General features: G+C 51.3%; 23 protein-coding genes and 5 tRNA genes. 5 read left to right on the forward strand and 23 right to left on the reverse strand.

Annotated elements, in window-relative coordinates; translation table 11 throughout:
* Positions 1 to 112: 112 nt before the first annotated feature.
* Positions 113 to 907: a cytochrome C assembly family protein gene (locus AC07WB_RS14905; RefSeq protein ID WP_400458549.1), complete on the forward strand. Its 795-nt coding sequence runs from the start codon at positions 113 to 115 to the stop codon at positions 905 to 907.
* A gap of 10 nt (positions 908 to 917) precedes the next feature.
* Positions 918 to 2,204: an HlyC/CorC family transporter gene (locus AC07WB_RS14910; RefSeq protein WP_345828580.1), complete on the forward strand. Its 1,287-nt coding sequence runs from the start codon at positions 918 to 920 to the stop codon at positions 2,202 to 2,204.
* Positions 2,205 to 2,268: 64 nt separating this feature from the next.
* On the opposite strand, the gene luxS is transcribed toward AC07WB_RS14910, so the two are convergent.
* The 15 genes from luxS to tam all read right to left on the reverse strand — a co-directional run bounded on the left by luxS (position 2,269) and on the right by tam (position 13,365).
* Entirely contained in the window at positions 2,269 to 2,784 is a 516-nt protein-coding gene (gene luxS / locus AC07WB_RS14915; protein ID WP_097096310.1) for an S-ribosylhomocysteine lyase, read from the reverse strand.
* 150 nt (positions 2,785 to 2,934) lie between these two features.
* Positions 2,935 to 4,539, reverse strand: coding sequence for a glutamate--cysteine ligase (gene gshA, locus AC07WB_RS14920; RefSeq protein ID WP_097096309.1), 1,605 nt, complete (start codon positions 4,537 to 4,539; stop codon positions 2,935 to 2,937).
* Positions 4,540 to 4,570: 31 nt separating this feature from the next.
* Entirely contained in the window at positions 4,571 to 4,999 is a 429-nt protein-coding gene (locus tag AC07WB_RS14925) for a YqaA family protein (RefSeq protein WP_097096308.1), read from the reverse strand.
* Entirely contained in the window at positions 4,996 to 5,562 is a 567-nt protein-coding gene (gene yqaB / locus AC07WB_RS14930) for a fructose-1-phosphate/6-phosphogluconate phosphatase (protein WP_097096307.1), read from the reverse strand. The genes AC07WB_RS14925 and yqaB overlap by 4 nt, the downstream gene beginning before the upstream one ends.
* Before the next feature lie 375 nt (positions 5,563 to 5,937).
* Positions 5,938 to 6,014 (reverse strand) — tRNA-Arg (locus tag AC07WB_RS14935).
* Between the two features lie 189 nt (positions 6,015 to 6,203).
* Positions 6,204 to 6,280, reverse strand: a tRNA-Arg gene (locus tag AC07WB_RS14940).
* A 55-nt stretch (positions 6,281 to 6,335) separates the two neighbouring features.
* Positions 6,336 to 6,412, reverse strand: a tRNA-Arg gene (locus AC07WB_RS14945).
* 85 nt (positions 6,413 to 6,497) lie between these two features.
* Positions 6,498 to 6,574, reverse strand: a tRNA-Arg gene (locus tag AC07WB_RS14950).
* An 8-nt stretch (positions 6,575 to 6,582) separates the two neighbouring features.
* Positions 6,583 to 6,675 (reverse strand) — tRNA-Ser (locus AC07WB_RS14955).
* Between the two features lie 326 nt (positions 6,676 to 7,001).
* Positions 7,002 to 7,187 (reverse strand): carbon storage regulator CsrA, encoded by a 186-nt coding sequence (csrA, locus tag AC07WB_RS14960; protein ID WP_004155916.1) that lies wholly within the window; start codon positions 7,185 to 7,187, stop codon positions 7,002 to 7,004.
* Positions 7,188 to 7,436: 249 nt separating this feature from the next.
* Positions 7,437 to 10,064, reverse strand: a complete 2,628-nt coding sequence (gene alaS, locus AC07WB_RS14965; protein ID WP_400458542.1) for an alanine--tRNA ligase — start codon at positions 10,062 to 10,064, stop codon at positions 7,437 to 7,439.
* A 135-nt stretch (positions 10,065 to 10,199) separates the two neighbouring features.
* Entirely contained in the window at positions 10,200 to 10,712 is a 513-nt protein-coding gene (locus tag AC07WB_RS14970; protein WP_494940742.1) for a regulatory protein RecX, read from the reverse strand.
* A gap of 116 nt (positions 10,713 to 10,828) precedes the next feature.
* A complete protein-coding gene (recA, locus tag AC07WB_RS14975) occupies positions 10,829 to 11,899 on the reverse strand; it encodes a recombinase RecA (protein WP_345828557.1) in 1,071 nt (356 codons plus the stop codon).
* A 92-nt stretch (positions 11,900 to 11,991) separates the two neighbouring features.
* Positions 11,992 to 12,486, reverse strand: coding sequence for a nicotinamide-nucleotide amidase (pncC, locus tag AC07WB_RS14980; RefSeq protein ID WP_345828556.1), 495 nt, complete (start codon positions 12,484 to 12,486; stop codon positions 11,992 to 11,994).
* Between the two features lie 102 nt (positions 12,487 to 12,588).
* Positions 12,589 to 13,365, reverse strand: coding sequence for a trans-aconitate 2-methyltransferase (tam, locus tag AC07WB_RS14985; RefSeq protein ID WP_494940743.1), 777 nt, complete (start codon positions 13,363 to 13,365; stop codon positions 12,589 to 12,591).
* 164 nt (positions 13,366 to 13,529) lie between these two features.
* On the opposite strand from tam, the gene AC07WB_RS14990 reads away from it, so the two are divergent.
* Positions 13,530 to 14,417 (forward strand): dihydrodipicolinate synthase family protein, encoded by an 888-nt coding sequence (locus tag AC07WB_RS14990; protein WP_400458535.1) that lies wholly within the window; start codon positions 13,530 to 13,532, stop codon positions 14,415 to 14,417.
* A 32-nt stretch (positions 14,418 to 14,449) separates the two neighbouring features.
* Here the strand turns inward: AC07WB_RS14990 and AC07WB_RS14995 are convergent, their stop codons facing one another.
* Both AC07WB_RS14995 and mltB read right to left on the reverse strand, forming a co-directional pair.
* On the reverse strand, positions 14,450 to 14,785 hold the full coding sequence (locus tag AC07WB_RS14995; protein ID WP_400458533.1) for a zinc ribbon domain-containing protein YjdM: 336 nt from the start codon (positions 14,783 to 14,785) through the stop codon (positions 14,450 to 14,452).
* 85 nt (positions 14,786 to 14,870) lie between these two features.
* Complete coding sequence (gene mltB / locus AC07WB_RS15000; RefSeq protein WP_400458531.1) at positions 14,871 to 15,953, reverse strand: lytic murein transglycosylase B; 1,083 nt, start codon at positions 15,951 to 15,953, stop codon at positions 14,871 to 14,873.
* A gap of 450 nt (positions 15,954 to 16,403) precedes the next feature.
* Between mltB and AC07WB_RS15005 the strand changes: the two genes are divergently transcribed.
* Positions 16,404 to 17,345, forward strand: coding sequence for a fimbrial protein (locus AC07WB_RS15005; RefSeq protein WP_494940744.1), 942 nt, complete (start codon positions 16,404 to 16,406; stop codon positions 17,343 to 17,345).
* 557 nt (positions 17,346 to 17,902) lie between these two features.
* Entirely contained in the window at positions 17,903 to 20,464 is a 2,562-nt protein-coding gene (gene mutS, locus AC07WB_RS15010; protein WP_400458527.1) for a DNA mismatch repair protein MutS, read from the forward strand.
* Positions 20,465 to 20,572: 108 nt separating this feature from the next.
* On the opposite strand, the gene rpoS is transcribed toward mutS, so the two are convergent.
* From rpoS to AC07WB_RS15040, 6 genes are all read right to left on the reverse strand, one after another.
* Positions 20,573 to 21,571, reverse strand: a complete 999-nt coding sequence (gene rpoS / locus AC07WB_RS15015) for an RNA polymerase sigma factor RpoS (RefSeq protein WP_097096268.1) — start codon at positions 21,569 to 21,571, stop codon at positions 20,573 to 20,575.
* A gap of 48 nt (positions 21,572 to 21,619) precedes the next feature.
* Positions 21,620 to 22,735 (reverse strand): murein hydrolase activator NlpD, encoded by a 1,116-nt coding sequence (gene nlpD, locus AC07WB_RS15020; protein WP_097096267.1) that lies wholly within the window; start codon positions 22,733 to 22,735, stop codon positions 21,620 to 21,622.
* Between the two features lie 172 nt (positions 22,736 to 22,907).
* Positions 22,908 to 23,534, reverse strand: coding sequence for a protein-L-isoaspartate(D-aspartate) O-methyltransferase (locus tag AC07WB_RS15025; protein WP_061719940.1), 627 nt, complete (start codon positions 23,532 to 23,534; stop codon positions 22,908 to 22,910).
* Complete coding sequence (gene surE / locus AC07WB_RS15030; RefSeq protein ID WP_494940745.1) at positions 23,528 to 24,289, reverse strand: 5'/3'-nucleotidase SurE; 762 nt, start codon at positions 24,287 to 24,289, stop codon at positions 23,528 to 23,530. Before surE ends, AC07WB_RS15025 begins: the two co-directional genes overlap by 7 nt.
* A gap of 229 nt (positions 24,290 to 24,518) precedes the next feature.
* A complete protein-coding gene (locus AC07WB_RS15035) occupies positions 24,519 to 26,066 on the reverse strand; it encodes a glycoside hydrolase family 9 protein (RefSeq protein WP_494940746.1) in 1,548 nt (515 codons plus the stop codon).
* On the reverse strand, positions 25,973 to 26,362 hold the full coding sequence (locus AC07WB_RS15040; protein ID WP_494940747.1) for a cellulase N-terminal Ig-like domain-containing protein: 390 nt from the start codon (positions 26,360 to 26,362) through the stop codon (positions 25,973 to 25,975). Before AC07WB_RS15040 ends, AC07WB_RS15035 begins: the two co-directional genes overlap by 94 nt.
* Positions 26,363 to 26,378 lie beyond the last annotated feature (16 nt).

Consider the following 26,378-nt stretch of genomic DNA (forward strand, 5'->3'; position numbering starts at 1 on the left):
TATAACACGAAGATGGAGCGATCTCTGCAATTGACCGTCAGATCGTTTGGAGCCTGCTGCTGCTGGCGCTATACTGCTTTTTTCCTTATCTGACCGATACCTGAAAGGATCTATGTTCGTTTTCGCGATCGTGGCGCTGTTCGCCTACTCCCTCAGCCTTGCATTGATCATTCCCAGCCTGCTTAAACGCAATGGTGGCTGGCGTCGTTTTGCCGTACTTTCAGCCTGCGTGGCGCTGATTGCGCACGCCATTGCCTTGCAGCAGCGCATTTTTGCCGTCGATAACGGGCAAAACCTTAGCCTGCTTAATATTGGCTCGTTAGTTAGCCTGCTGATTTGCGCCATCATGACGATTGTCGCCTCGCGTAATCGCGGCTGGCTGCTGCTACCGATTGTTTACGGCTTTGCGCTGATCAATCTGGCCTTTGCCACTTTTGTGCCGAATGCCTTTATCACTCATCTGGAAACCACTCCGGGCATGATGGTGCACATCGGCCTGTCGCTGTTTGCCTATGCCACGTTAATTATTGCTGCACTTTATGCATTGCAGTTGGCGTGGATTGACTACCAGCTGAAAAATAAGAAGCTGGCTTTCACCCAGGATATGCCACCGCTGCTCAGTATTGAGCGTAAGATGTTTCACATTACGCAAATCGGCGTGGTGCTATTAACGCTGGTGCTCTGCACCGGTCTGTTCTTTATGCACAACCTGTTTAGCGCCGAGAACGTGGATAAGGCGGTTCTCTCCATCATTGCCTGGTTTGTCTATATTGTTTTGCTCTGGGGACACTATCACGAAGGCTGGCGCGGACGCCGCGTCGTATGGTTTAACTGCGGCGGTGCGCTGCTGCTGACCATGGCCTACTTTGGCAGTCGCGTGCTTCAGCACCTGCTCACATCTCACTAAGGATTTTGTGTTGGAACACGTTTCAACCACCACGCTGATCATTACGCTGGTCATCATGGTGCTGGTCTCTGCGTATTTCTCCGGTTCAGAGACCGGTATGATGACGCTCAACCGTTACAAACTGCGCCATAAAGCGAAAAGCGGTAACCGCGGCGCACGCCGTGTGGAAAAATTACTGCGTCGCCCCGATCGCCTGATCAGCCTGGTTTTAATCGGCAACAACCTCGTCAATATCCTCGCTTCCGCTCTCGGCACTATTGTTGGTATGCGCCTGTATGGCGATGCTGGCGTAGCGATTGCTACCGGTATCCTGACGTTTGTGGTGCTGGTATTTGCTGAAGTGCTGCCGAAGACGATTGCTGCGCTCTATCCAGAGAAGGTGGCCTATCCAAGCAGTGTGTTACTGGCGCCACTGCAATATGTGATGCTGCCGCTGGTGTGGCTGCTGAATACCATCACCAGGATTTTAATGCGTATGGTGGGCATTAAAACCGATGGTTCAATCAATTCAGCGCTCAGCAAAGAAGAGCTGCGCACCATTGTGCATGAGTCACGCTCGCTGATGTCGCGTCGCAATCAGGACATGCTGCTCTCAGTACTCGATCTGGAGAAAGTCAGCGTGGACGACATTATGGTGCCACGCAATGAAATCGTCGGCATCAACGTTAATGACGACTGGAAATCCATTGTGCGTCAACTTAGTCATTCGCCACATGGACGCATCGTTCTGTTCCGCGATTCACTGGACGATTGCGTCGGCATGCTGCGCGTACGTGAAGCATGGCGCATGATGACCGAGAAAAAAGAGTTCAACAAAGATCGTCTGTTGCGTGCTGCCGATGAAATTTACTATGTGCCTGAAGGCACGCCGCTTAACGTACAGCTGGTAAAATTTCAGCGTAATAAGAAGAAAGTCGGTCTTGTCGTGGATGAATATGGTGATATCAAAGGATTAGTGACCATTGAAGACATTCTGGAAGAGATCGTGGGCGATTTCACCACTTCAATGTCGCCGTCTCTCGCCGAAGAGGTGATGCCGCAGAATGACGGCTCCGTTATCATTGAAGGCAGCGCCAACGTGCGTGAAATCAATAAAGCCTTCAATTGGACATTGCCGGAAGAGGATGCCCGCACCATTAACGGCATGCTGCTGGAAGCGCTGGAAGAGATTCCGCTGGTCGATACGCGCGTTACGCTAGGTGCTTACGATATTGATATCCTCGATGTGCAGGACAACATGGTTAAGCAGATACGCATCACGCCGCATCATGCGCTGAAATCCTCCATTGGATCCTGAAGTCAGCAAACAAAAACGCCGCGATAATCGCGGCGTTTTTCATTGTGCATAAGCACCATTTCAACTAAATGTGCAGCTCTTTCAACTTCTCAGCCGGAAGCTTCAGATCTTCGTTGCGGTTCACGCCAATGTCGTGAGCCAGCACATTGCGCGCGATCTGCTGCGCTTCATCCAGTGAGTGCAGCTTGTAGCTACCGCATTGGTATTCGTTCAGTTCAGGAATCTGGCTCTGCTCTTTAACCTTCAGGACATCTTCCATCGCGCCTTTCCAGGCTTTTGCCACGCGCTGCTCGTCAGGCGTACCAATCAGGCTCATGTAGAAACCGGTGCGGCAGCCCATTGGCGAGATATCAACGATTTCTACGCCATCACCATTCAGGTGATTACGCATAAAGCCGGCAAACAGATGCTCCAGCGTATGAATGCCACGCTCAGTCAGAATGTCGATATTCGGACGGCAGAAACGCAGGTCGAAAACGGTGATGGTATCGCCATGCGGAGTCTTCATGGTTTTTGCTACGCGCACTGCGGGTGCGCCCATGATGGTGTGATCAACAGTAAAACTATCCAGTAGTGGCATACGTCACCTCCTGTTTTGGAATTTTTTTTAAAACGATGAAACTTTTCTGTTCGCCCAACGTCTGAATATATGAAAGACGCGCATTTGTTATCATCATCCCTGACAACAGAGATGTTAATTTTGGCCACATTGATGTGGCCATTTTCTTTTCTAGCCTTCGCGACCTGCAAGGTAGCTTTCGAAATCCAGCGTATCGCTCTCTTCCAGCTTCTCTTGTGCCTGTACCGATTCCCGCGCCTGACGACTAAAATCATCTTCAGTAAGAATCTCTAGCGACTCCTCGCACAACAGATGACGATATTGTTCCGCCAATGCCACGCCTGCGCCGGTCAAACCGTTTTCTTTGATGGCATGAAGGATGCGCGCCGAATAGGTTAGCTCAGGATCGTCAAATGATGCCACCAGTTGATCGCAAACCTGTTGATATTGCGTGTTGCCATGATTGCTGTCGAGGACTTCCGCCACGCGACGCAGATCGGCAAACAGAGCCTTGCCCACTTCAACCAGCGTGTGTTCTGTTTCGCTACAGCCCACAGCAATAACCTGACCCGGCTTACGCCCTTCCATCACGACGCGATTCCAGTTATTACGCGTACACAGAAGCTCATCTGAACTCATTTCTGGCGCATCGGCCAGCGTACACCAAATCAGGAACAGATCGAGGAAACGTGCCTGATCGGCATCTACACCGATTGCGGAGAATGGGTTGATATCCAGTGAGCGCACTTCTATGTATTCGATACCGCCGCGCAGCAACGCATCGGACGGTGCCTCGCCTGATCGCGTCACGCGTTTCGGACGAATCGGCGCATACAGCTCATTTTCAATCTGCAGCACATTGGTATTCAGCTGTAGCCAGTTGCCTTCGGCATCTTTGGTGCCCATCGCCGCATACTCTTCCGACGGCGTTTTAATCGCTGCTTTCAGAGCCGCTACGTAGCCTTCCAGCGAGTTGAAGGTGATGCCTAATCCGCTCTGCGATTTATTGGTGTAACCCAGATCGCTTAAGCGCAATGACGTAGCGTGAGGTAGCCACAACGTCCCCTTGCCATCAGTTTCAAACGGCAACGTACTTTCACGCCCCTGCAGGAAAGAGGAGCAGATTGCCGGTGATGCACCAAACAGATACGGAATCACCCAGCCAAAGCGATAATAGTTGCGAATTAAGCGCAGATAGCCAGCAGAGATGGTCTCTTTACCGCTTTCTGCATCTTTCACATCCGCCCATTCCTGCCAGAACGACAGCGGCAGCGAAAAGTTGTAATGCACGCCAGAGATGATCTGCATTAGCGCGCTGTAACGGTTTTTAAGCCCCTGTCGATACAACGTTTTCATTTTGCCGATATTAGAGCTGCCATACTGCGCTAGCTCAATGCTATTAACGTCATCAATGTAGCCAGGCATGCTAAACGGCCACAAACGTTCCTCGCCCAATTCACGCGCCACATGACGGTGAATATCACGCAGGAAGGCCAGCGATCGATCGATGTCCTGATCAACTGGCGTGATGAACTCCATCAGCGTTTCAGCAAAATCGGTGGTAATCCAATCGTGCTTGAGCGCGGAACCGAGTGACTCAGGATGTCCTGTCGTTGCCAGGTGACCATCGGGCTTGACGCGTAATGATTCGCGCTCAATACCACGGCCGATACCCTTTAACGCGTCAGGATGCGCTTCCAGCCAGGAAAGCGCCTTTGATACGTCCGGGATCACATTAACCTCCCGCTGTGTGAATAATTTATTTTTGTTCAGCATAATGTTAACCGTAGCCTCGAATCTGTGCGAATCAATGCCACCATTGCAAAGTTTGTAAGGTGGCAGTCGCGATAACGATATAACGCAGCGTTTTACCGATGGTGAGGAACAGCACCGAAGGCAGCCAGGCAAAGCGTAACCAACCTGCAAGCACGCAAAGTAAGTCGCCCACTACCGGCAGCCAGCTAAAAATCAGTGCTGCAGGTCCCAATCGGTGTAACCACGTCATTGCTGTGTCGTGCCATCGCCCTTGCTTTTTAAGCGGCATCAGGCGACCAAGAAGAATGTTGGTCAGGCCACCCAGCGTGTTTCCCACTGATGCGGCCAATAACAATCCATAAACCGAGCCCTTTTGAGCGATCAGCAGTGCTACCAGCACTGCTTCCGAGCTTCCCGGTAACAGGGTTGCGCTCAGAAAGCTACTGCCGAATAACGATCCATAGGTCAGGAATTCATTCACAGTAAACGGACATCAACCACGTCCATGCCTGCTGCTTTAGCGGCTTGTACGCCAAAGTCAGCATCCTCAAACACCACACAGCGCTCGGGCGCGATACCCATCAATTCGGCGCAGCGTAAAAAAGTATCCGGTTGCGGTTTATGACGCTGTACGTCATCAGCCCCGACAACCGCATCAAACAGGTGGTAAACACCTAACTCTTCAAGCAGTGCTTTCGCCAGACTGTGCTCGCTGCCGGTGCCTACCGCCATCGGACGACGACCATGATAAGCCTTGACGACGTCCATCAACGGAAGCGGGCGCACATCATCCAACAGCATTGCTTTCAGTGCAGCGGTTTTTTCCGCCGCCAGCAGATGTGGATCGTGACTGGCATTATTCTGCTCAACAATGAACTGTGCCAGTTGCCAGGTTGGCGCACCGTTGAAACCCACCATTTTTTCTTCATCCATGGTGAAACCATAGCGGCTCAACACCTGCTGCCAGGCTTTTCGATGTGTCGGCTCAGTATCGAGAATGGTGCCGTCCATATCGAAAATCAGGGCGTCATATTGGTCGTACATTGTCACTCCGTCGAGTACCACAAAATGAGCCATTACTTTAGCGTAATGCGTTCAGGTTGTCGCCAGGCGCGCTTAACCGCAAATGCTTTGAAAGCATTAGCATTTTTCGTTTTAGGAAAAAGGTCAGAGTGCAATGCCGGGGATAAACGGCGGTAATTACAGCGTTTTTTAGTGGACGTAGAGATTGATGTTGGAGGATTCAGAAACTCAGTGTCAAAAACTGAGAGATATTGAAGAAGTGATGGTGCATCCAGGAGGATTACTTGGCTATCGCTCGCCCTTCGGGCCGTTGCTGAAGCAACGTTATCCTCCTTAGTGCTTACTGAACGTTTATCACGTCATGACACACTGAGGCACTTTCCATATTCGAAAATATGGTGCATCCAGGAGGATTCGAACCTCCGACCGCTCGGTTCGTAGCCGAGTACTCTATCCAGCTGAGCTATGGATGCATTGAGGTTTTCTTACGATGGACTAACTGAAACAACCTGAGGATGATACGAAGAATGGTGCATCCAGGAGGATTACTCGGCTATCGCCTTGCCCTTCGGGCCGTTGCTAAAGCAACGTTATCCTCCTTAGTGCTTACTGAACGTTTATCACGTCATGACACACTGAGGCACTTTCCATATCCGAGAATATGGTGCATCCAGGAGGATTCGAACCTCCGACCGCTCGGTTCGTAGCCGAGTACTCTATCCAGCTGAGCTATGGATGCATTGAGGTTTTCTTACGATGGACTAACTGAAACAACCTGAGGATGATACGAAGAATGGTGCATCCAGGAGGATTCGAACCTCCGACCGCTCGGTTCGTAGCCGAGTACTCTATCCAGCTGAGCTATGGATGCATCGAATTAATTCTTGTACAACGCAGGGTGCTAACAACTCACCATGAAAGGAACTGCTCGTTCACTCTTACTTCATCTTTCCGAATGGTGCATCCAGGAGGATTCGAACCTCCGACCGCTCGGTTCGTAGCCGAGTACTCTATCCAGCTGAGCTATGGATGCATCGGAAATGGCGGTGAGGCGGGGATTCGAACCCCGGATGCAGCTTTTGACCGCATACTCCCTTAGCAGGGGAGCGCCTTCAGCCTCTCGGCCACCTCACCTTACGCGTTCTTCCGAACCGTGCTTCTGAACTTGTTTCTGCTCATCGGCACTGCGTGGCGCACATATTACTTTCCCGGACTTATAAGTCAAACATTTATTTCCAGCCATTTGTTTGATTGCACAAATGACACTCAATTCGGATGTTTTGACGACAAAAAGAGTGATTTATCAACAAAGAAAGGACGTTACAGATAATAAAATGGGAACAAAGACATTCAGGAACGCGAAAGGAAGATGAGAGAGAAAAAGAGAGAAAGAGAGAGAACAAGGCAGAAAGATAGAGGAAACCGGTAGCGCCTCGCTGATTAGCGAGGCGCTGAATCCGTTAGTAACTCGTTTGCTGAGTTTTTTCGGCTTGAATACGCTGATAGATCTCTTCGCGATGTACCGAAACTTCTTTAGGCGCGTTAACACCAATGCGGACTTGGTTACCCTTAACACCCAGCACCGTTACAGTCACCTCATCGCCAATCATGAGGGTTTCACCAACTCGACGAGTTAGAATAAGCATTCTTTGCTCCTTGAAAGATTAAAAGAGTCGGGCTTGTTCGGTCTCCCGGCCGTATCCATCATATAACGCTGAACAATGCCTATGACAAATACACCATTGTGCTTCGCCATGCCAATACATTCTGCTGATAGTTAGTTTAGCCGAAATACACTACATCAACCGGACTTTGTCATTACCTGGTGCGCACCGCGTTAAAAAAGCGCCAGAAAACGGGCTTCTGGCGCTTATCACAATGCGAAGTTTTATACGTTACAGTCGGTTACTGACCCATTCCTGCACGCCAGCCAGCGCGCCAGCCAGCGCCTGCGGATCGGTTCCGCCTGCCTGAGCCATATCTGGGCGACCACCGCCTTTACCGCCAACCTGAGAGGCCAGTTCGCCCACCAGTTCGCCAGCTTTTACGCGGTCAGTGAGATCTTTGGTCACGCCAGCAATCAGTGAAACTTTTCCTTCATCAACGGTTGCCAGCACGATAATGGCAGAACCTAACTGGTTTTTCAGATCGTCAACCATGGTACGCAACATTTTTGGCTCAACATTGCTCAGTTCTTTCACTAACAACTTAGTGCCTTTAATTTCAACTGCTTTGCTGCTCAGTGAAGCGCTTTCCTGCGCTGCTTGCTGATCGCGAAGTTGTTGTAACTCTTTTTCCAGCGCGCGGACGTGATCAACCAGACCGCGCACTTTCTCGTTGAGATTACTGCTGTTGGCCTTCACCAGCTGCGCGACATCCTGCAGCTGTTGGCTCTGCGCATTAATTTGCGCCAGTGCGCCTTCACCCGTTACGGCTTCGATACGACGTACACCGGCCGCAGTACCCGATTCAGACTGAATACGGAACAGACCGATATCACCGGTACGAAGTGCGTGGATACCACCACACAGCTCGGTAGAGAAATCGCCCATGGTCAGCACACGGACGCGCTGATCATATTTCTCGCCAAACAGCGCCATTGCGCCTTTCTGTTTCGCGTCGTCGAGGTCCATGATCTCCGTTTCAACCGCAAGGTTGCGGCGAATCTGCGCATTGACAATATCCTCAACCTGACGGATTTCCTGCGGCTTCATCGCCTCAAAATGCGAGAAGTCGAAACGCAGATACTTGTCGTTAACCAGTGAGCCTTTCTGTCCAACGTGGTCACCTAAAACCTGACGCAGCGCAGCATGCAGCAAGTGCGTGGCAGAGTGGTTCAGTCGAATGCGTGCGCGGCGAGCTTCATCAACCTGCGCATGTAAACGATCGCCAACGCGTAATTGACCGTGGCTCAGCTTACCGATATGACCAATTGCTTTACCATACTTCTGCGTATCCTGAACGCTAAATTCAGCATTCTGCCCAGTCAGCACGCCGGTATCGCCAACCTGTCCACCCGACTCGCCGTAAAATGGCGTTTCCTCGAGAACGACAACCGCATCCTGGCCTGCGTCAATCTGCTCAACTTGCTGGCCATCAACGAAAAGTGCCTGAACAACAGCATTCAGTTCCAGATGGTCATAACCTTTAAAGTTGGTCGCAGCGTCAATGCGGATAACATTGTTGTAGTCAGCACCAAAACCACTGGCTTCACGCGCGCGCTGGCGTTGTTGTTCCATTGCCGCTTCAAAGCCCGCTTCATCGATCTTCAGATTGCGTTCGCGGCACACATCAGCCGTCAGATCCGCCGGGAAGCCGAAGGTATCGTACAAACGGAAGACCGTTTCGCCGTCAAGCGTATCGCCCTGCAATTTCGCCAGTTCATCATCCAGCAGCGCCAGTCCACGCTCCAGAGTTTTAGCAAACTGCTCTTCTTCATTTTTCAGCGCATTTTCAACATGCTTCTGCTGACGCTTCAGATCTTCACCCGCTGCGCCCATCACTTCAATCAATGGCGCTACCAGCTTGTAAAAGAAGGCATCTTTCGCCCCCAGCATGTTGCCATGACGCACTGCGCGACGAATGATACGACGCAATACATAGCCGCGGTTTTCATTCGACGGGATCACACCATCGGCGATCAGGAAGGCGCAAGAGCGAATATGGTCAGCAATAACGCGCAGCGACTTATTATCCAGATCGGTCGCACCAGTCACCTGCGCAACGGATTTGATCAATTTGGCAAAAAGGTCGATTTCGTAGTTGGAGTTAACGTGCTGCAACACCGCAGCAATACGCTCCAGCCCCATACCGGTATCGACGGAAGGTTTTGGCAGCGGCTGCATGGTACCGTCGGCCTGACGGTTAAACTGCATAAAGACGATGTTCCAGATCTCGATGTAACGATCGCCATCCTCTTCCGGGCTGCCCGGAGGGCCACCCCAGATATGATCGCCATGATCGTAGAAAATCTCGGTGCACGGGCCACAAGGGCCAGTGTCGCCCATCTGCCAGAAATTATCAGATGCGTAGGCGCTGCCTTTGTTGTCACCGATACGGATAATACGCTCACGCGGTACACCAATATCGTTGGCCCAAATTTCAAAGGCTTCATCGTCAGTTTCATAGACGGTCACCCAGAGACGCTCTTTTGGCAGCTTAAACCACTGCTCACCCGTCAGCAGTTCCCATGCATAAGCGATCGCCTCTTTCTTGAAGTAATCGCCAAAGCTGAAGTTGCCCAACATTTCAAAGAAGGTGTGGTGACGCGCCGTGTAGCCCACGTTTTCTAAATCGTTATGCTTGCCACCGGCACGTACACAACGTTGGGACGTAGTTGCACGACTATAGTCGCGCTTGTCCTGCCCGAGGAAAACGTCTTTAAACTGGACCATTCCGGCATTGGTAAACAGCAATGTCGGATCGTTGTTTGGCACGAGGGAGCTACTAGCTACAACCTGATGCCCCTTGCTATGAAAAAAATCGAGAAACGCTTGACGGATCTCAGCAGTGCTCTTGCTCATAAAATTCCTGGAATCACGCTAACGAACGTTCCCTTTCGCAGACAAACCACATCCATCCGGCCTGCCGCTGATTGAGGAACAAAAAGTGGGAATAAGATAAATTTTCTTCAGTGGGAAGTAAAATCACATCGCCTTTCAGTCGTCACTATTTCTGAAAACAGCCTGAATATCTTCCATCATAAAGCCTTTTGACATTAAAAAGCGCTGCACTTTGCTTTTCTCAGCCCAGGTTTGGGGCAATGGCTCGCCAAACTTGCGCCTGGCGAGATCGGCAGCACACTGGCTCCAGTCAACCGCTGTATCAATTAGAGCCTGATTAATCTCGTCCCGGTCGATCCCTTTTTGCTGCAACTCCATCCGGACGCGCTGAGGACCATACCCCTTGCGGGCACGGCTTTGAATGAAGCGTTCAGTAAAGCGCTGGTCGTTTAACCATCCGCTTTCCTGACACCAGTCGAGAACTTTCTCCAGTAACTCTTCTGGAATCGGTATGTTTTCTTGCTGCTGTAGGTAAGCGGCGCGTTGGGAAGAGAGCTGAAGTTTACGCTTCAACTCTTCGCGGCTATGGTCACGCTGCGCAAGAATGCGCATGGCACGGTCGAGTAAACGGGAATATGTTGGTGCAGGTGCCGCTGATGATGATGACATGTGATCAACCTTGTTCTAACCGTCGTGCAGGGTCGCAGGGTAAAGCAAGAAGACGAGGAGGAAAAGCGCTGGCAGGGGAAAAGCAAAACGGGAGCATTTCTGCTCCCGTTGTTATTTTAGAAATCTTCGTTGGTTTCGCTAGCTTCTTCGCGATCCTCAGCAGAGATAGTCGCAGTCTCTGCCGCCGCGGCATCTCCGCTCAACAGCAAGTCACGTAACTTTTTGTCGATTTCATTAGCGATCGCCGGATTCTCTTTGAGGAAGTTGGTTGAGTTCGCTTTACCTTGACCAATTTTCTCACCGTTATAGCTGTACCACGCACCGGCTTTTTCAACCAGTTTGTGTTTCACGCCAAGATCCACCAATTCACCAAAGGTGTTAATACCTTCGCCGTACATGATCTGGAATTCAGCCTGCTTAAACGGTGCCGCAATTTTGTTCTTCACGACTTTCACGCGGGTTTCGCTACCCACCACTTCATCGCCCTCTTTGATCGCACCGATGCGGCGGATATCCAAGCGGACAGAGGCGTAGAATTTCAGTGCATTACCACCGGTTGTGGTTTCTGGGTTACCGAACATCACACCAATTTTCATACGAATCTGGTTGATGAAGATCAGCAGCGTGTTGGACTGCTTCAGGTTACCGGCCAGCTTACGCATCGCCTGGCTCATCATACGCGCGGCCAGACCCATGTGCGAATCACCGATCTCGCCTTCAATTTCCGCTTTAGGCGTCAGTGCTGCCACGGAGTCGACGATGATCACGTCAACCGCACCTGAGCGTGCCAGCGCATCACAGATCTCCAGCGCTTGCTCGCCGGTGTCCGGCTGCGAGCACAGCAGGTTGTCGATATCGACACCCAGTTTTTTTGCATACACGGGATCCAGCGCGTGTTCAGCATCGATAAAGGCGCAGGTTTTGCCTTTGCGCTGCGCGGCAGCAATAACCTGCAGGGTCAGCGTAGTTTTGCCTGAAGATTCTGGTCCGTAAATCTCAACGATACGTCCCATCGGCAAGCCACCCGCGCCAAGCGCGATATCCAGTGACAGTGAACCCGTAGAGATGGTTTCGACATCCATTGAGCGGTCTTCACCCAAGCGCATGATGGAGCCTTTACCAAATTGCTTCTCAATCTGGCCCAGTGCGGCAGCTAAAGCCTTCTGTTTATTCTCGTCGATCGCCATTTCTACTCCTAATCATACTGGGTGAGCCGACATCAAGTATGTCGCTCGTTCTGTTGCTGCTAATTATACTGTATGGTCATACAGTATCAAGTTTAATTTGTCAGAAATTCATCAAGCAGTGTTTGTAGCGCCCAAGCTACTGACTGACGACGTACTGCATCCCGGTCACCGGCAAAGATCTTACGCTGCGCTAATACGCGCCCCTCTGGACCCGCAATAGCAAACCAGACGGTACCCACTGGTTTATCGACAGAGCCGCCATCCGGTCCCGCAATGCCACTGACAGAAATTGCGTATTCTGCCGACGCTGCCTGTCTGGCGCCGCTTGCCATTTCACGCACAGTTTGTTCGCTAACGGCGCCATACTGCTCTAATGTCGTACGATGTACGCCCACCATCTGCTGCTTAGCTTCATTACTGTACGTCACGAAACCGCGCTCAAACCAGGCGGAGCTTCCGCTAATGTCAGTAAACACTTTGGCAATCCAGCCCCCGGTACACGATTCCGCCGCGGTTACCGTGGCCTTACGTCTCTTCAACTGCTCGCCAATGTGGCGACTTAAGTGCTGCAACTGTTCATCGTTCATTGGCTTCTCCCGGTGTGGCGCTTAACGTTAGCAGTAAATGGTGCGCCGAAAAGCCCTTTTCAACCTTGATCGACCAATTCTGCGCACTCGCTTCCAGTTACCTTAACGGGTTTTCACTGCAACCATAAACAGTCGCGGGAAAGCCAGCAAAACCCGGCCATCATTGCGAACAGGATAGGCAGGAATCAGTGCCTGATGGTAATCATGGAGAAAGGCAGCTTGCTGCGCTTCATCCAGCGCCGAGAGGAAAGGACGTAGCCCGGTGGCGCGCAACCAGGTAATGATGCCCTGCGTATCTGCCATCAGGTGATAATAGGTCGTACGCCAGATATCAACCTGACAGCCCGCATCAGTTAACAGATCGTAATAGCGATCGGTGGTGAGCAGCCGTTTGCGGTCGGCCGCCTGCGGCGAAATCAGCCCCTGCCATTTTTCACTCGCAGCGACTTCACGCATCAAGCGGTGTGATGGTTCTTCAAGATTATCGGGCATTTGAATAGCCAATACGCCACCGACGGCCAGCTGGTTCACCAGATGTGGCAGTAACGTAGGATGATCGGTTAACCACTGTAATGAAGCGTTTGCATAGATGACCTGCTGCGGTTGCTCGGCTTGCCAGGTGCGAATATCCGCCTGCTGAAAATGGCAATTTGGCAGCCGCTCACGTGCCTGCACCAACATCGCTTCAGAGCTGTCAATGCCGGTTATCTGCGCATTCGGCCAGGCGTGGCTCAACAACTCCGTACTGTTTCCAGGGCCGCAGCCGAGATCGGTAGCAAAGCGCATATCTGTGTGCGGTATACGCTCTAATAGCTCTCGCGCCGGACGCGTACGCTCAGATTCGAATTGACGATACAACTGTGGATTCCAGTCTTGCATGGCAATGCTCCTGTCTTGGCTGAAGAGGCACACACTACCTGCTTTTCTCTTCAGAATAGAAAGAGAAAAGTGCGGTGCCTCACCTTTTTGGCCCCGCCGACTGGTTAGCGTACGTAGATGACATTAAATTAAAACGACGTTTCATTTTTATGATGGAGATAGCTATGTCTGCGCAACCTGTATTAACCGGCGTATGGTGTCCATCAGTGACGCCCTTTGACAGCAACAATAATCTGGATATGGATGCGCTCGGGCGACACTTTTCACGTCTCAGTCAATCGGGTATTGATACCCTGCTGTTGATGGGCAGCATTGGCGAGTTTGCATCGCTTACTCAGCAGGAGCGGCTATTACTGATACGCGAAGCGAGACAACTTTCGCCGCTGACGATGGTGGCCAATGTCTCAAGTACCTGCATCCCGGATATGTTGCAGCTAGCAAATGCCGCCTGGCAAAGCGGGTTTGATGCTGTGATGGTGTTACCCCCCTATTATTATGGGCAGACACAGAAACAGCTGCTGAGCTATTTCAAAGCTCTGGATAAACAGTTAGGCGGCAAATGGTTTGCCTATAATTTTCCTGCACGCACCGGCTGCGATTTAACGCCTAACCTGGTGGCGGAACTGGCGGCAGAGTTGCCTAATTTTATCGGTATTAAAGACACCATGGATTGTTTGTCGCACAACCGTGCGTTAATTGAAGAAACGAAAAAGGTGCGCAGCGATTTCACCGTGCTTTCCGGCTACGACGAATATTTACTGCCCAATCTTTTAGCGGGCGGATCCGGGGTGATTTCAGGATTGAACAATATTGTGCCCGAACTGTTTGCTCGCGCGATGCAGGCCTGGCGTGCGGACGATTTAGCACAGCTCTGTGAGATCCAACAGCGCATCGGAAAACTGATGGCGATTTACAGCATTGGTGATGATTTTGTTACCACCATTAAAACTGCCGTTGCTCGCCGATTTGGCTCCATGAACGCTTACTCGCGCAATTATGGTGGCGAGCTGACAGCGGAACAGTGCGAGGACGTGGATCGTTTGCTGAGTTGAAACAGGCAGGACGGCGCAGTGCCGTCCTGTCATTAGTTCTTTTTCACAAACTCAGATTTGAGTTTCATCGGACCAAAGCCATCAATTTTGCAATCAATATTATGATCGCCTTCGACTAAGCGAATGCTTTTTACTTTGGTACCAATTTTCAGCGTGGAAGAGCTGCCTTTAACCTTAAGATCTTTGACCACGGTAACGCTATCGCCATCCACTAACAGGTTGCCATTCGCATCGCGGACCACTAAACCCTCCGCTGCATCATCGGCATTTGCGGTCCAGATATGTCCACAAGATGGGCAATTCAGGTTATCGCCATCTTGCCAGGTGTAATCAGCCTGGCAGACAGGGCAAGCAGGTAAGGTACTCATAAGCGCTCCTCAGAAGTCGGATGCGGTGAAGATGGCACCGCAAAAGGGGCGCCATCTTATACCCATACACTTTATATGGACAGCATTAAAGCATGTTGCCCTGGCGCGCTTTCGCGACGGCTTCACCTAGCTGCCACACCGCCATGGCATAGTGCGTACTGTGGTTATAGCGCGTGATGGCGTAAAAGTTAGGCAGGCCATACCAATATTGATAACTGGTGCCGAGATCTAAACGCAATAAGCTAACCTGATTGTTTCCGTCCAGGGAGCCCTGCGGCGTTAAACCACTTGCGGCTAATGTGCTTACCGGGTAGCGGGTTTTAAAACCATTCTCAAGTGCCGGAGCCTGACCGCTGGCGGGCACCGCTACGTTTTCGCCCGCACGCCAGCCATGTTCTTTGAAGTAATTAGCTACGCTGCCAATCGCATCAACCGGATCCCAAAGATTGATATGTCCGTCGCCATTAAAGTCGACGGCATACTCTTTATATGAAGACGGCATAAACTGCCCATAGCCCATCGCCCCGGCAAATGAGCCGCGTAGATCCAGCGGATCATCTTGTTCTGTGCGCGCCATCAGCAGGAAGGTCTCCAGTTCGCTGCTAAAGTAGGCCGCACGACGTGGATAGCTGAATGACAGCGTTGCTAGTGCATCTAGCAGACGCGTTTTACCCATCACCCTGCCCCAACGTGTTTCCACGCCAATAATGCCGACAATGATTTCTGGCGGTACGCCGTAAACCTGCTGGGCGCGTTGGAGCGCATCCTGATACTGATTCCAGAATGCCACGCCATTCTGCACGTTATCCGGCGTAATGAATTTATTGCGATAGCGTATCCACGCGCCATTTGGACCGGTTGGCGGCGTATAGCTCGGGGCCTGCTGATCCATCAGACGTAACACGTAATCCAATCGCTTCGCCTGGCCAATAACGGCATGCAGTTGTTCACGGTTAAAGCCATGTTTTGCCACCATTTGGTCGATAAACTGCTCGGCGGCAGGGTTACCGGCAAAATCGCCAAACATGGGTTGAACAGCATGTGAAGGCTCAAGTAAGAAACCGCCTTTTGGTGCAGGAACAACGGCGGGTTGCTGATGGGATGCAGGCTTACTGCTGCAGGCAGCGAGCAGAATAATAAGCGGGAGAAGAGCAACCTTAAAACGCATTGGATATCCATAAGCCAAGTGAAAACGTAATCACTAATGGTAATCGTTCATCGGAGAGGGATACAGAGCTATGTCTTAAAAAGGTGTCATTTTTTCGCCGTTTTAGAGGATTGCAATAATCATGTATGCCATATCCGCGATTCTTGCTACCTCGAGCAGGAAGAGCTGATTTTTTTACACTCAAAACTTAAGCATTTTCCCACGCAAACCCAGGACATCCCCCTGTTGCCGCTAAAACGGAAAAGAATTTAAACTATCTACAGCGGCAGCCTTAAAATATTACAGGCAATTATCTTCAACAGCACTCAGCGCTGATTTTAGAATGAATAGTGTAGCAATAGCAGATTTATGCGCGGCAAAAAGAATAGTATTTAATGTCACTTTTGTTTTTGGAAGTAACATTTAAAAAATCAAAAAAATGATATGTAAGAAGGATAACCAGGGAACAAAATGAAAACGAGAATCTCACTGTTCTATTTTATTCTGGTGACATTATTAATAATCTCAGACTCAGCTTTAGCCGTTTGTAAATGGATGCCCGGCCACACCGGACCGGTAAAAACCTCAGTAAATTTTGGTGATATATATGTCCCCCGCGACGCACCGGTTGGGCACATTGTTGCGTCTGAGTATGTAGCAGGTTCAAAGAATAATGTGTTTGTATGCACTACGGCGTGGATCTGGGGAGGAAGAACTGTGCTTTTCAATACGCTTAGCTCTTATGGCAATCGGGTATTCAATACTAACATTAACGGTATTGGGATCAGAATTAAGCAGTCAGGACACGATGGATGGGCATATCCTTTTGAAGAAAATGGTGAGGCAGACACTCCGTTCTATTTACAAAGTTACCTGGTTGAACTAGTCAAAACGAGTGCTAACTCGGTTGGAGCAGGTGAAATTACAACGGGGGAAATTGGTCGGGCGCTGAGTGTGACTGATCCAAGATATTACACCTCATTATCCTTAACCGGCAGTAATAAAATCATTCCTGTTGCCTGCAGCGTAAAAAACACGGTAATTGATGTCAAACTCGCTAATGTAAGTAGTTTAGACTTTAAGGGCGTTGGAACCACAGCAAAACCGAAAGGGTTTAATATTGACCTCGACTGTGATGAAAATGTCAGAGTCAGCGTTACGCTTGATGGCCCCATTGCTGGTCCAGCTAGTGTCTTAGCCTTAAATGCAGGTGAAGATCAGGCGAAAGGGATTGGCATTCAGTTATTAAAAGGTACAACACCTATAAAATTGGGTTCGCCAGTAGATTTCGGCACGGTGACTAAAGCGGGAAACTTTAGTGTGCCTTTGATTGCTCGCTATTATCAGCTCAGCGACCCTATTGATGGTGGAACCGCCAATGCCAACGCAACATTTACTATGGCCTATAATTGAGGCGACAACCCCCAAGCAAGATTAATATTCTCTCTCTTTCTTACGTTACTTGCCGGGAAAGATACAACAATTAGCCCATTTTGATAGGCATGTCATTCACCCTCTACTCCCGTTCCGAAGTGAATGCTTAGACAAGCGTGTAATCTTGCGAGCCGCCTCGCGTGCGTGACTAAAACTAGCAAAATCCGATGCATTTCCGGTGGTTACTCTGTTAACGTCTTTCCCGCTGGATATGCATTGAGAGAAGGGCCATGCCCTTTGAGTAACACATCCCTTTATCCTGAATCCCGCTGGTGAAACTCAGTTGTTGTCAGTGATAAGATACGGCTAATGGTAATCATTTCTGGTTTGATGTTAACCGGTCGCATTTTGACCGCAGTCGGCCATGATGATGATTTTCACTTATTTTTGCCTCCATCCGTTCAGCACCACCAGGCACTCTTCTGTAAAGTAACCTGGATACTTTAGAGATAGAATTTCGATTTTAGGAAGTTAAATCAAAAGCTTATGGTTAGCCATTACGTGCACCTGAAATCAATAAAACAAGTTAGGGTATTATGAAAGAGTCTATTGACAAGGATCTCGCCATCCACACGCCCATGATGCAGCAATACCTGCGCCTGAAGGCCGATCATCCTGACATTCTGCTGTTTTATCGCATGGGCGATTTCTATGAGCTGTTTTACGATGATGCGAAACGCGCCTCGCAGCTGCTGGAAATCTCGTTAACCAAACGCGGTGCATCCGCGGGTGAACCGATCCCAATGGCCGGCGTGCCTTACCATGCAGTAGAAGGTTATCTGGCAAAGCTGGTCCAGCTCGGCGAATCAGTAGCGATCTGTGAGCAGATTGGCGATCCCGCCCTGAGCAAAGGCCCGGTAGAGCGAAAAGTCGTGCGCATTGTTACGCCCGGCACCATCAGTGATGAAGCGTTGCTACAAGAGCGTCAGGATAATCTCCTCGCCGCCATCTTCCAGAGCCAGCGCGGTTTTGGCTATGCAACACTGGATATCAGTTCTGGTCGATTCCGCCTAAGTGAACCTGCCGATTTGGAAACCATGGCAGCCGAGCTGCAGCGCACTAATCCGGCCGAGTTACTCTACCCCGAAGATTTTCAGGCCATGGCGCTGATTGACCAGCGCCGCGGCCTGCGCCGCCGCCCTCTTTGGGAGTATGAAATCGATACTGCGCGCCAGCAGCTCAATCTGCAATTTGGTACCCGCGATCTCAGTGGCTTTGGCGTCGAACAGGCGCATCTTGCCCTGCGCGCCGCAGGATGCCTGCTGCAATATGTCAAAGATACGCAACGCACCTCGCTGCCGCATATCCGCTCGCTGAGTATGGAACGTCAGCAGGACAGCGTGATTATGGATGCTGCTACGCGCCGTAATCTGGAGATCACTCAGAATCTGGCAGGCGGCATCGAGAATACGCTGGCGGCGATCCTGGATAAAACAGTTACGCCAATGGGCAGCCGCATGCTGAAACGCTGGCTGCATATGCCGCTGCGCGATGTCACCACTATCGCACGCCGTCAGGAATCTATCGCTGAGTTGCAATCGCTTAGTCAGGATTTGCAGCCGGTGTTGCGGCAGGTAGGCGATCTGGAGCGTATTCTGGCGCGTCTGGCACTCCGCACCGCTCGCCCACGCGATCTAGCGCGTATGCGCCATGCTTTCCAGCAGCTCCCGGAATTAAATCAGCTGCTGGAAGGGGCTGAGGCAACTCAGCTGGTCAATCTGCGATCGCAAATGGGTGAGTTCAAGGAACTGCGCGAGCTGCTGGAGCAGGCCATCATTGAATCTCCGCCGGTACTGGTGCGCGACGGTGGCGTGATTGCACCCGGCTATAATGCAGAACTGGATGAATGGCGGGCTTTGGCGGATGGCGCGACCGATTATCTTGATCGTCTGGAGATCCGTGAGCGTGAAAAGCTGGGGCTGGACACGCTAAAAGTCGGCTTTAATGCCATCCACGGCTATTACATTCAGGTTAGTCGCGGACAAAGTCATCTGGTACCAATTCACTACGTACGCCGCCAGACGCTTAAGAATGCCGAGCGTTATATCATTCCTGAACTGAAAGAGTACGAAGACAAAGTTCTGACATCGAAAGGCAAAGCGCTGGCGCTGGAAAAAGGCCTTTATGATGAGTTATTCGATCGCTTATTGCCACATCTCGAAGCGCTGCAAATCAGCGCGGCCGCGCTATCAGAACTGGATGTGTTAGCAAACCTGGCCGAACGTGCCTGGACACTTAATTACTGCCGTCCGGTGTTACAAGAAAAAGCCGGCATTCGTATTACTGCTGGGCGCCATCCTGTGGTGGAACAGGTGCTAAAAGAGCCCTTTATCGCTAACCCGCTATCGCTCTCACCCCAGCGTCGCATGTTGATCATCACCGGGCCGAATATGGGTGGTAAAAGTACCTATATGCGCCAGACTGCATTGATTGCATTAATGGCGTGGATTGGCAGCTATGTGCCGGCGGAAGAGACGGTCATCGGCCCAATTGATCGTATTTTTACCCGCGTTGGTGCAGCCGACGATCTGGCTTCTGGTCGCTCAACCTTTATGGTAGAGATGACTGAAACCGCCAACATTCTGCATAACGCCACCGAAAATAGCCTGGTGTTGATGGATGAAATTGGTCGCGGCACTTCTACCTATGATGGGCTATCGCTGGCATGGGCGTGCGCCGAGAGTCTGGCAAATCGCATTAAGGCCATGACGCTGTTCGCCACCCACTATTTTGAGCTGACAACCCTGCCTGAGAAAATGGAAGGCGTGGTGAATGTGCACCTGGATGCCGTTGAGCATGGCGATACCATCGCCTTTATGCACAGCGTACAGGATGGTGCGGCGAGTAAAAGTTATGGTCTTGCTGTCGCAGCGTTGGCGGGCGTACCTAAAGAGGTGATTAAGCGCGCGCGTAACAAGCTTAAAGAGCTGGAAGCGTTATCTGGCAGTTCTGCTGCATCAACGGTTGAAGGATCGCAAATGCAGCTTTTGGTCGCTGAAACCTCCCCGGCGGTCGACGCTCTTGAGGCGCTGGATCCCGATAGTCTAACGCCAAAACAAGCGCTGGAATGGATTTACCGGCTCAAAACGCTGGTCTAGCATTAGCTGGGGATAACAATCAGTGCATTGCGTATCCTCATAATCGTCTGAATTCAGGACAAAAAAAAGGTGACCTTTAGGTCACCTTTTTTACTGGTTAGTTAACGCTTATTCACGAAACAGTGCTTCAATGTTCAGGCCCTGTGTCTGCAGGATTTCGCGCAGACGACGCAGCCCTTCCACCTGAATCTGACGGACACGTTCACGGGTCAACCCGATTTCACGGCCCACATCTTCCAGCGTTGCCGCTTCATAGCCTAATAGGCCGAAACGACGCGCCAACACTTCACGCTGCTTGGCATTCAGTTCAAACAACCACTTAACGATGCTTTGTTTCATATCATCGTCCTGCGTGGTGTCTTCCGGGCCGTTGTCTTTTTCATCGGCCAGGATATCCAGCAGCGCTTTTTCGGAATCGCCACCTAAAGGTGTATCAACCGAGGTGATGCGCTCGTTGAGACGCAGCATACGGCTGACATCATCAACTGGCTTGTCTAACTGCTCGGCAATCTCTTCAGCACTTGGCTCATGATCAAGCTTGTGCGAAAGTTCACGCGCGGTACGCAGATAAACATTCAGCTCTTTAACAATGTGAATCGGCAGACGGATAGTACGGGTTTGATTCATGATCGCCCGTTCAATTGTCTGACGAATCCACCAGGTGGCGTATGTTGAGAAACGGAACCCACGTTCTGGGTCAAACTTCTCTACAGCGCGAATCAGGCCAAGATTACCCTCTTCAATCAGATCCAGCAGAGCCAGACCACGATTGCTATAACGGCGGGCAATCTTTACCACCAAGCGTAAGTTACTTTCAATCATGCGGCGGCGAGAAGGAATATCACCCCGCAGTGCACGGCGCGCAAAGAAGACTTCTTCTTCTGCCGTCAGCAGTGGTGAGTAACCAATCTCTCCGAGGTAAAGCTGCGTCGCATCCAAAACGCGTTGCGTCGCACCCTGTGACAACAGCTCTTCTTCCGCTACGTCGTTGTTATCACTAGGTTCGTTCTCAACGAGAGCCTTCTCATCAAAAACCTCAGCTCCGTTGTTTTCCTCGAATTCCGCATCTTCATTTAAATCGGTAACTTTCAGCGTATTCTGGTTCATTAGCGGCTCCTACCCGTGATCCAAGGGCAGAACCAAGGTTCTGCCGGATTATCGCTGCGGTAAATAACGCAACGGGTTTACGGATTTCCCCTTGTAACGAATTTCAAAGTGCAATCTTACTGAACTGGTACCGGTGCTACCCATGGTAGCGATTTTTTGCCCCGCCTTAACTTCCTGTTGTTCCCGGACCAGCATAGAGTCGTTGTGGGCGTAGGCACTCAGGTAGTCATCATTGTGTTTGATGATGATTAAATTGCCATACCCGCGGAGCGCGTTACCTGCGTACACCACTCTTCCCGAAGCTGTGGCGACAACAGGTTGTCCACGCGAACCGGCGATATCGATTCCTTTGTTTCCGCCTTCCGCAGCGGAGAAGTTATCGATGATCTTCCCATCAGTCGGCCAACGCCAGCTTCCCACTGGAGTTGTGCTATTTGTCGTGCTGCTGACTGTAGGTGGTGCGACAACCGGAGCTGTGGTCGTTGCCACATTATTTGCTCCTTTCGACGGCAGCAATTTGCTACCCGACGAATTACCCGAATCATCAGAATACGTAATAACAGGTTGCTGTGCAACAGGGGTCGATTTAATTTGCGTCTGGTTTGGCGTTGCAGGTACGCCCCCCTGGGTTGCATCCGCTACGGTTATCGCATTGCCGCCGGTAATCGTCTGGCCATTCGCGTTTCCTACCTGCAGCGTTTGGCCTGCGGTCAAGCCATACGGGGCTGCAATGTTATTGCGCTGAGCCAGATCGCGAAAATCGTTGCCGGTAATCCAGGCAATATAGAAAAGGGTATCACCGCGTTTTACGGTATAAGTCTCGCCACCGTAGCTACCTTTCGGAATATTCCCATAATTTCGATTGTACACAATATGACCATTTTCTGTGGTCACATTATTATTATCACTAACCATTGCACCAGAGGTTGGCGCTGAAGAAGTACCGCCACTTAACATTCCACCACGCGGCATCGCTGGCACACCGCTGTTTTGCGAGGAGATCATGCCACCACTTGGGGCTGAAGCCATACCGCTGTCGCCGCCGTTACTGCCTACCTGGCTAATGGGTGCCTGAGTATTATCGCCTGAGCTACAGCCCGCCAGCCAAAAACCTACCAAAGAAAGTGCCGCCAAACGGCGTAATTGAAATACTGTGCTTCCCATGCTCACTGATCCCCCGTGATGGCAACCCTGAATATTAATGTGTAACGACTGAAACCGCATTATTCACTGCGCGTAACGTCAAAAACGGTTTTTAGCATTGATAAACAAGGATAGTAACAATATCAACTGTGCCGTGCCATGTAACAGTTGTGAAGAATTGCGTAATAACGGCTCAGGCCAGATCGCCCTGCACCAGCGGTACAAACCGGACAGGTTCTATGATTTCTTCAATCAGTTCTCCGCCCTGGCGACGTAAACGCTTCAACACTTGCTGGTCCTCGCCCACCGGCAGCACCATTTTGCCGCCTTCGCCCAATTGCGCTATCAGCAAAGTCGGAATTTCAGGTGGCGCTGCAGTCACGATAATGGCATCGAACGGACCGCGCGCTGCCCAGCCCTGCCAGCCATCACCATGCCGCGTTGATATGTTATGCAGATCGAGTTGCTTGAGGCGGCGCTTAGCCTGCCACTGCAACCCTTTAATTCGTTCTACGGAGTAAACATGATTGACCAGATGCGCCAGAATCGCGGTCTGATAACCCGAACCGGTGCCGATTTCCAACACGCGCGATTCCGGTGTGAGTTCGAGCAGTGCGGTCATCCGCGCCACCATATAAGGCTGTGAGATGGTCTGACCGCTGCCAATGGGCAGGGCAACGTTTTCCCACGCTTTATGCTCAAATGCCTCATCGATAAAACGCTCACGAGGCACTTCAGCAATGGCTTTCAGCAGGTTTTCATCATGAATGCCCTGCGCGCGCAGTTGCTCCAAAAGCGTTTCGATGCGCCGATTCACCATGCCAGCTTTACCTCGGCTTGCAGCAGCCAGTCGCTCAATACCTCTTGCGCAGCATGTGCAGTCAGATCCACATGTAGCGCGGTAAGCGATACATAGCCCGCATCGACGGCGGCAAAATCCGTATCCGGACCAGCATCCAGCTTCTCACCCGGCGGACCAATCCAGTACAGTGGCTGGCCGCGCGGATCCTCGGTACAGATCACCTGATCGGCCGGATGGCGGCTACCACAGCGTGTGACGCGAAAACCTTTGATTTCGGCTAACGGTAGATCGGGGACATTGATATTGAGAATGCGGCCGGTACGTAATGGCGCCCGCGAGAGCGCGCGCAGCAGAGTGCAGGTTACGCTTGCAGCGGTAGCATAGTGCTGATGTCCATTGAGCGAGACGGCGAGTGCAGGCAGTCCAAGATGCCGGCCCTCCATGGCCGCAGCAACCGTTCCGGAATAGATCACGTCATCGCCAAGATTCGGCCCGGCGTTAATACCCGACACGACAATGTCGGGACGCGGCTGCATCAGCTTGTTGACACCGAGAAACACGCAATCGGTCGGCGTCCCCATCTGTATGGCAATATCGCCATTTTCATGGGTAAAAGTGCGCAACGGGGTTTCTAATGTCAGAGAGTTTGATGCGCCACTGCGATTGCGATCGGGCGCAACCACCTGCACCTCAGCAAACTCACGTAGCGCGCGAGCCAGCGTCTGAATGCCGGGAGCATGAATTCCATCGTCGTTGCTGAGCAATATCCGCATCTATTCCTGACCTTTGTTCATTCAACTGGCCCTCAACCCACCTGCTAAACGCAGCTCAACCGTAAAAAGAGGCAATCTGGCGGGACAAGGATGTTTGCATTCTAGCGGTGAGGCGCGGGAAGTGGTAGGCGAAAATCAAGGAACTGCCGGTGTTTGCCGTAACAATATGCAATTAGTGATGATGCGTGAAACAGAAATGCCCGGCGAAAAAGCCGGGCAAATGTGAAGATTACTGACGGTCAGGTAAGCTGACCGCATACAAGTACCAGGCCGAATGAGGCAACCAACCCTCCGCCCAGCGCCAGTCATCGTCTTTTCGTGTAACCGCATAACCTTCGTCGAAGGCGATGCCATCGGCAACCTGATTGGATGCACCGGTAATACCGTTAACAATGCCACCCGGCAGCGTGGTGTATTTCCATGAATTGAAGAACAGATAGCTGATATGGCGATAACCGCTGCCAGTCAGCATGCTGACATCATACGGATTGTTCCCCAGAATCCAGTTAAGCTGATCCCAGGCATAATTTTGCAGCTGCAGCGTAAAGGCTTTGTCTTCAGCAAACAGCGGCATTGCCTGACGTGCCGCCGCAGCCAGCGACGCGACGCGCGCATTTTCACCCTGCCACCACGGCGCGGCTTCACTGTCATGCGGGAAGAAGAAGCTGGTGCGCTTCTCGCCATTTTTTAGCTGAATCAACTGGCGTGCATAGCCAAACGGATTACTGGTTTCTTTTGTCACCGCCAGCTCAAAGCCCAGTGAACGTTTCACCGTATCTTTGATTTTTGTCTGCTGATCGGGGGACGCAATGCGGGCATACTCCAGCAGCGCGATCACCGGCAGGCCAGCATCCGATGGGTGGAAGAAGGGACGCTGCTGCGCATCCGCTCTCCAGTAATCATGCCAGTTATCCAGGGATGTCAGGCGCGCCATCAGGCTTTGCGCCCGCTGTTGTGCTGCCGCCAAATAGTCAGCTTTATGCGAAGCACGATACAGTTCAGTTGCCGCCAACAGCGCGGTATAGTCATCAACGATATTTTCCTTACCGTCGTTAACCATCTGCACATTGTGTTTTTGCAGGAAAGCAAAGGCGTCTTCGGCGGTTTGCAGATACTGTTTGCGACTGAAGTTACCGTCATTTTCCATGGTGCTAGCCAGCGCCAGCGCGGCAATCGACATACCGGCACCGGAACGGAAGCTTGCCTGCCACGCCAGTGGCCCAACGGCATCTTCCTCAACAATGGTTGAATCTGACTCTTTCTCTTTAATCTGCGTACGCCAATTCGGATTAGCAATGACCCGATCCTGCGCCAGCTTCTCTTTACCCGGAGAGGAGATCGCCTGGAAGAACGATTCACCAGGACGTTTCATGCGCACCAGGAAATCTGCGCCGTAGAGACCTTCATCCAGCATACGTCGGCGATACTCATCAAAATTCTGATTATGCCGTTCGCCAAGATGTTGATATCCACGCAAGAGGCTCCAGGCCACCAGCGGAGCCTGCTGTGGATTGAAATAGGAGGTCAGATTTTGGTGTGACAGGTGTACACCGTAATCGCCGGTGGCATCATACCAGCCACCGTGCACATCAACGGTGCCCGATCCTGTGCCGGCTGGCAGCGGGAGTTTCCGATCGGCTTTGTCAAACAGGCCGGTAACGCGCTGGCTTTTGAAGTAAGCAATCACATCAGAAAGCGTGTAGCGTTCCAGCAAATCGGCACCGATGATAAAGGGCCCCGAACGGACGTCACCATCGCTACTGGTGGTTTGCAGCACGTAGCGCCCCGCTTTTTCCAATCCGAGAAATCGGCACGGTAGAAGGTGCGATCGCCCCAACTCTGCACTTCACCCTGCGGCTGCAAAGTGCCGCTCAGCACTTGCTGATTGGTTTCACTGTCGAGCAATACAAAGTTGACCGGCGGTTTAACGCGTGATTCGCCAGTCAATTGCACTATCGCGTTTTTCGGTGCGGCAATGTCGTAGCCCACCTGATTAATTAAAACCTGGGTTTCGGCGTGCGCGAGACCGGCCACCAGCAGCGCTGCGGTTAGCGCGGAGAAACGAATCCTCATACTCATCATCCTTTGT

Source organism: Pantoea sp. GW821-FHT03E06, assembly GCF_059420725.1.

Excerpts from the sequence above, each read along its gene's own strand:
- AC07WB_RS14905 (WP_400458549.1), top strand. The coding sequence starts at position 113 with ATGTTCGTTTTCGCGATCGTGGCGCTGTTCGCCTACTCCCTCAGCCTT.
- luxS (WP_097096310.1), bottom strand. The coding sequence starts at position 2,784 with ATGCCACTACTGGATAGTTTTACTGTTGATCACACCATCATGGGCGCA.
- gshA (WP_097096309.1), bottom strand. The coding sequence starts at position 4,539 with ATGCTGAACAAAAATAAATTATTCACACAGCGGGAGGTTAATGTGATC.
- yqaB (WP_097096307.1), bottom strand. The coding sequence starts at position 5,562 with ATGTACGACCAATATGACGCCCTGATTTTCGATATGGACGGCACCATT.
- csrA (WP_004155916.1), bottom strand. The coding sequence starts at position 7,187 with ATGCTTATTCTAACTCGTCGAGTTGGTGAAACCCTCATGATTGGCGAT.
- alaS (WP_400458542.1), bottom strand. The coding sequence starts at position 10,064 with ATGAGCAAGAGCACTGCTGAGATCCGTCAAGCGTTTCTCGATTTTTTT.
- AC07WB_RS14970 (WP_494940742.1), bottom strand. The coding sequence starts at position 10,712 with ATGTCATCATCATCAGCGGCACCTGCACCAACATATTCCCGTTTACTC.
- recA (WP_345828557.1), bottom strand. The coding sequence starts at position 11,899 with ATGGCGATCGACGAGAATAAACAGAAGGCTTTAGCTGCCGCACTGGGC.
- pncC (WP_345828556.1), bottom strand. The coding sequence starts at position 12,486 with ATGAACGATGAACAGTTGCAGCACTTAAGTCGCCACATTGGCGAGCAG.
- tam (WP_494940743.1), bottom strand. The coding sequence starts at position 13,365 with ATGCAAGACTGGAATCCACAGTTGTATCGTCAATTCGAATCTGAGCGT.
- AC07WB_RS14990 (WP_400458535.1), top strand. The coding sequence starts at position 13,530 with ATGTCTGCGCAACCTGTATTAACCGGCGTATGGTGTCCATCAGTGACG.
- AC07WB_RS14995 (WP_400458533.1), bottom strand. The coding sequence starts at position 14,785 with ATGAGTACCTTACCTGCTTGCCCTGTCTGCCAGGCTGATTACACCTGG.
- mltB (WP_400458531.1), bottom strand. The coding sequence starts at position 15,953 with ATGCGTTTTAAGGTTGCTCTTCTCCCGCTTATTATTCTGCTCGCTGCC.
- AC07WB_RS15005 (WP_494940744.1), top strand. The coding sequence starts at position 16,404 with ATGAAAACGAGAATCTCACTGTTCTATTTTATTCTGGTGACATTATTA.
- mutS (WP_400458527.1), top strand. The coding sequence starts at position 17,903 with ATGAAAGAGTCTATTGACAAGGATCTCGCCATCCACACGCCCATGATG.
- rpoS (WP_097096268.1), bottom strand. The coding sequence starts at position 21,571 with ATGAACCAGAATACGCTGAAAGTTACCGATTTAAATGAAGATGCGGAA.
- nlpD (WP_097096267.1), bottom strand. The coding sequence starts at position 22,735 with ATGGGAAGCACAGTATTTCAATTACGCCGTTTGGCGGCACTTTCTTTG.
- AC07WB_RS15025 (WP_061719940.1), bottom strand. The coding sequence starts at position 23,534 with ATGGTGAATCGGCGCATCGAAACGCTTTTGGAGCAACTGCGCGCGCAG.
- surE (WP_494940745.1), bottom strand. The coding sequence starts at position 24,289 with ATGCGGATATTGCTCAGCAACGACGATGGAATTCATGCTCCCGGCATT.
- AC07WB_RS15040 (WP_494940747.1), bottom strand. The coding sequence starts at position 26,362 with ATGAGGATTCGTTTCTCCGCGCTAACCGCAGCGCTGCTGGTGGCCGGT.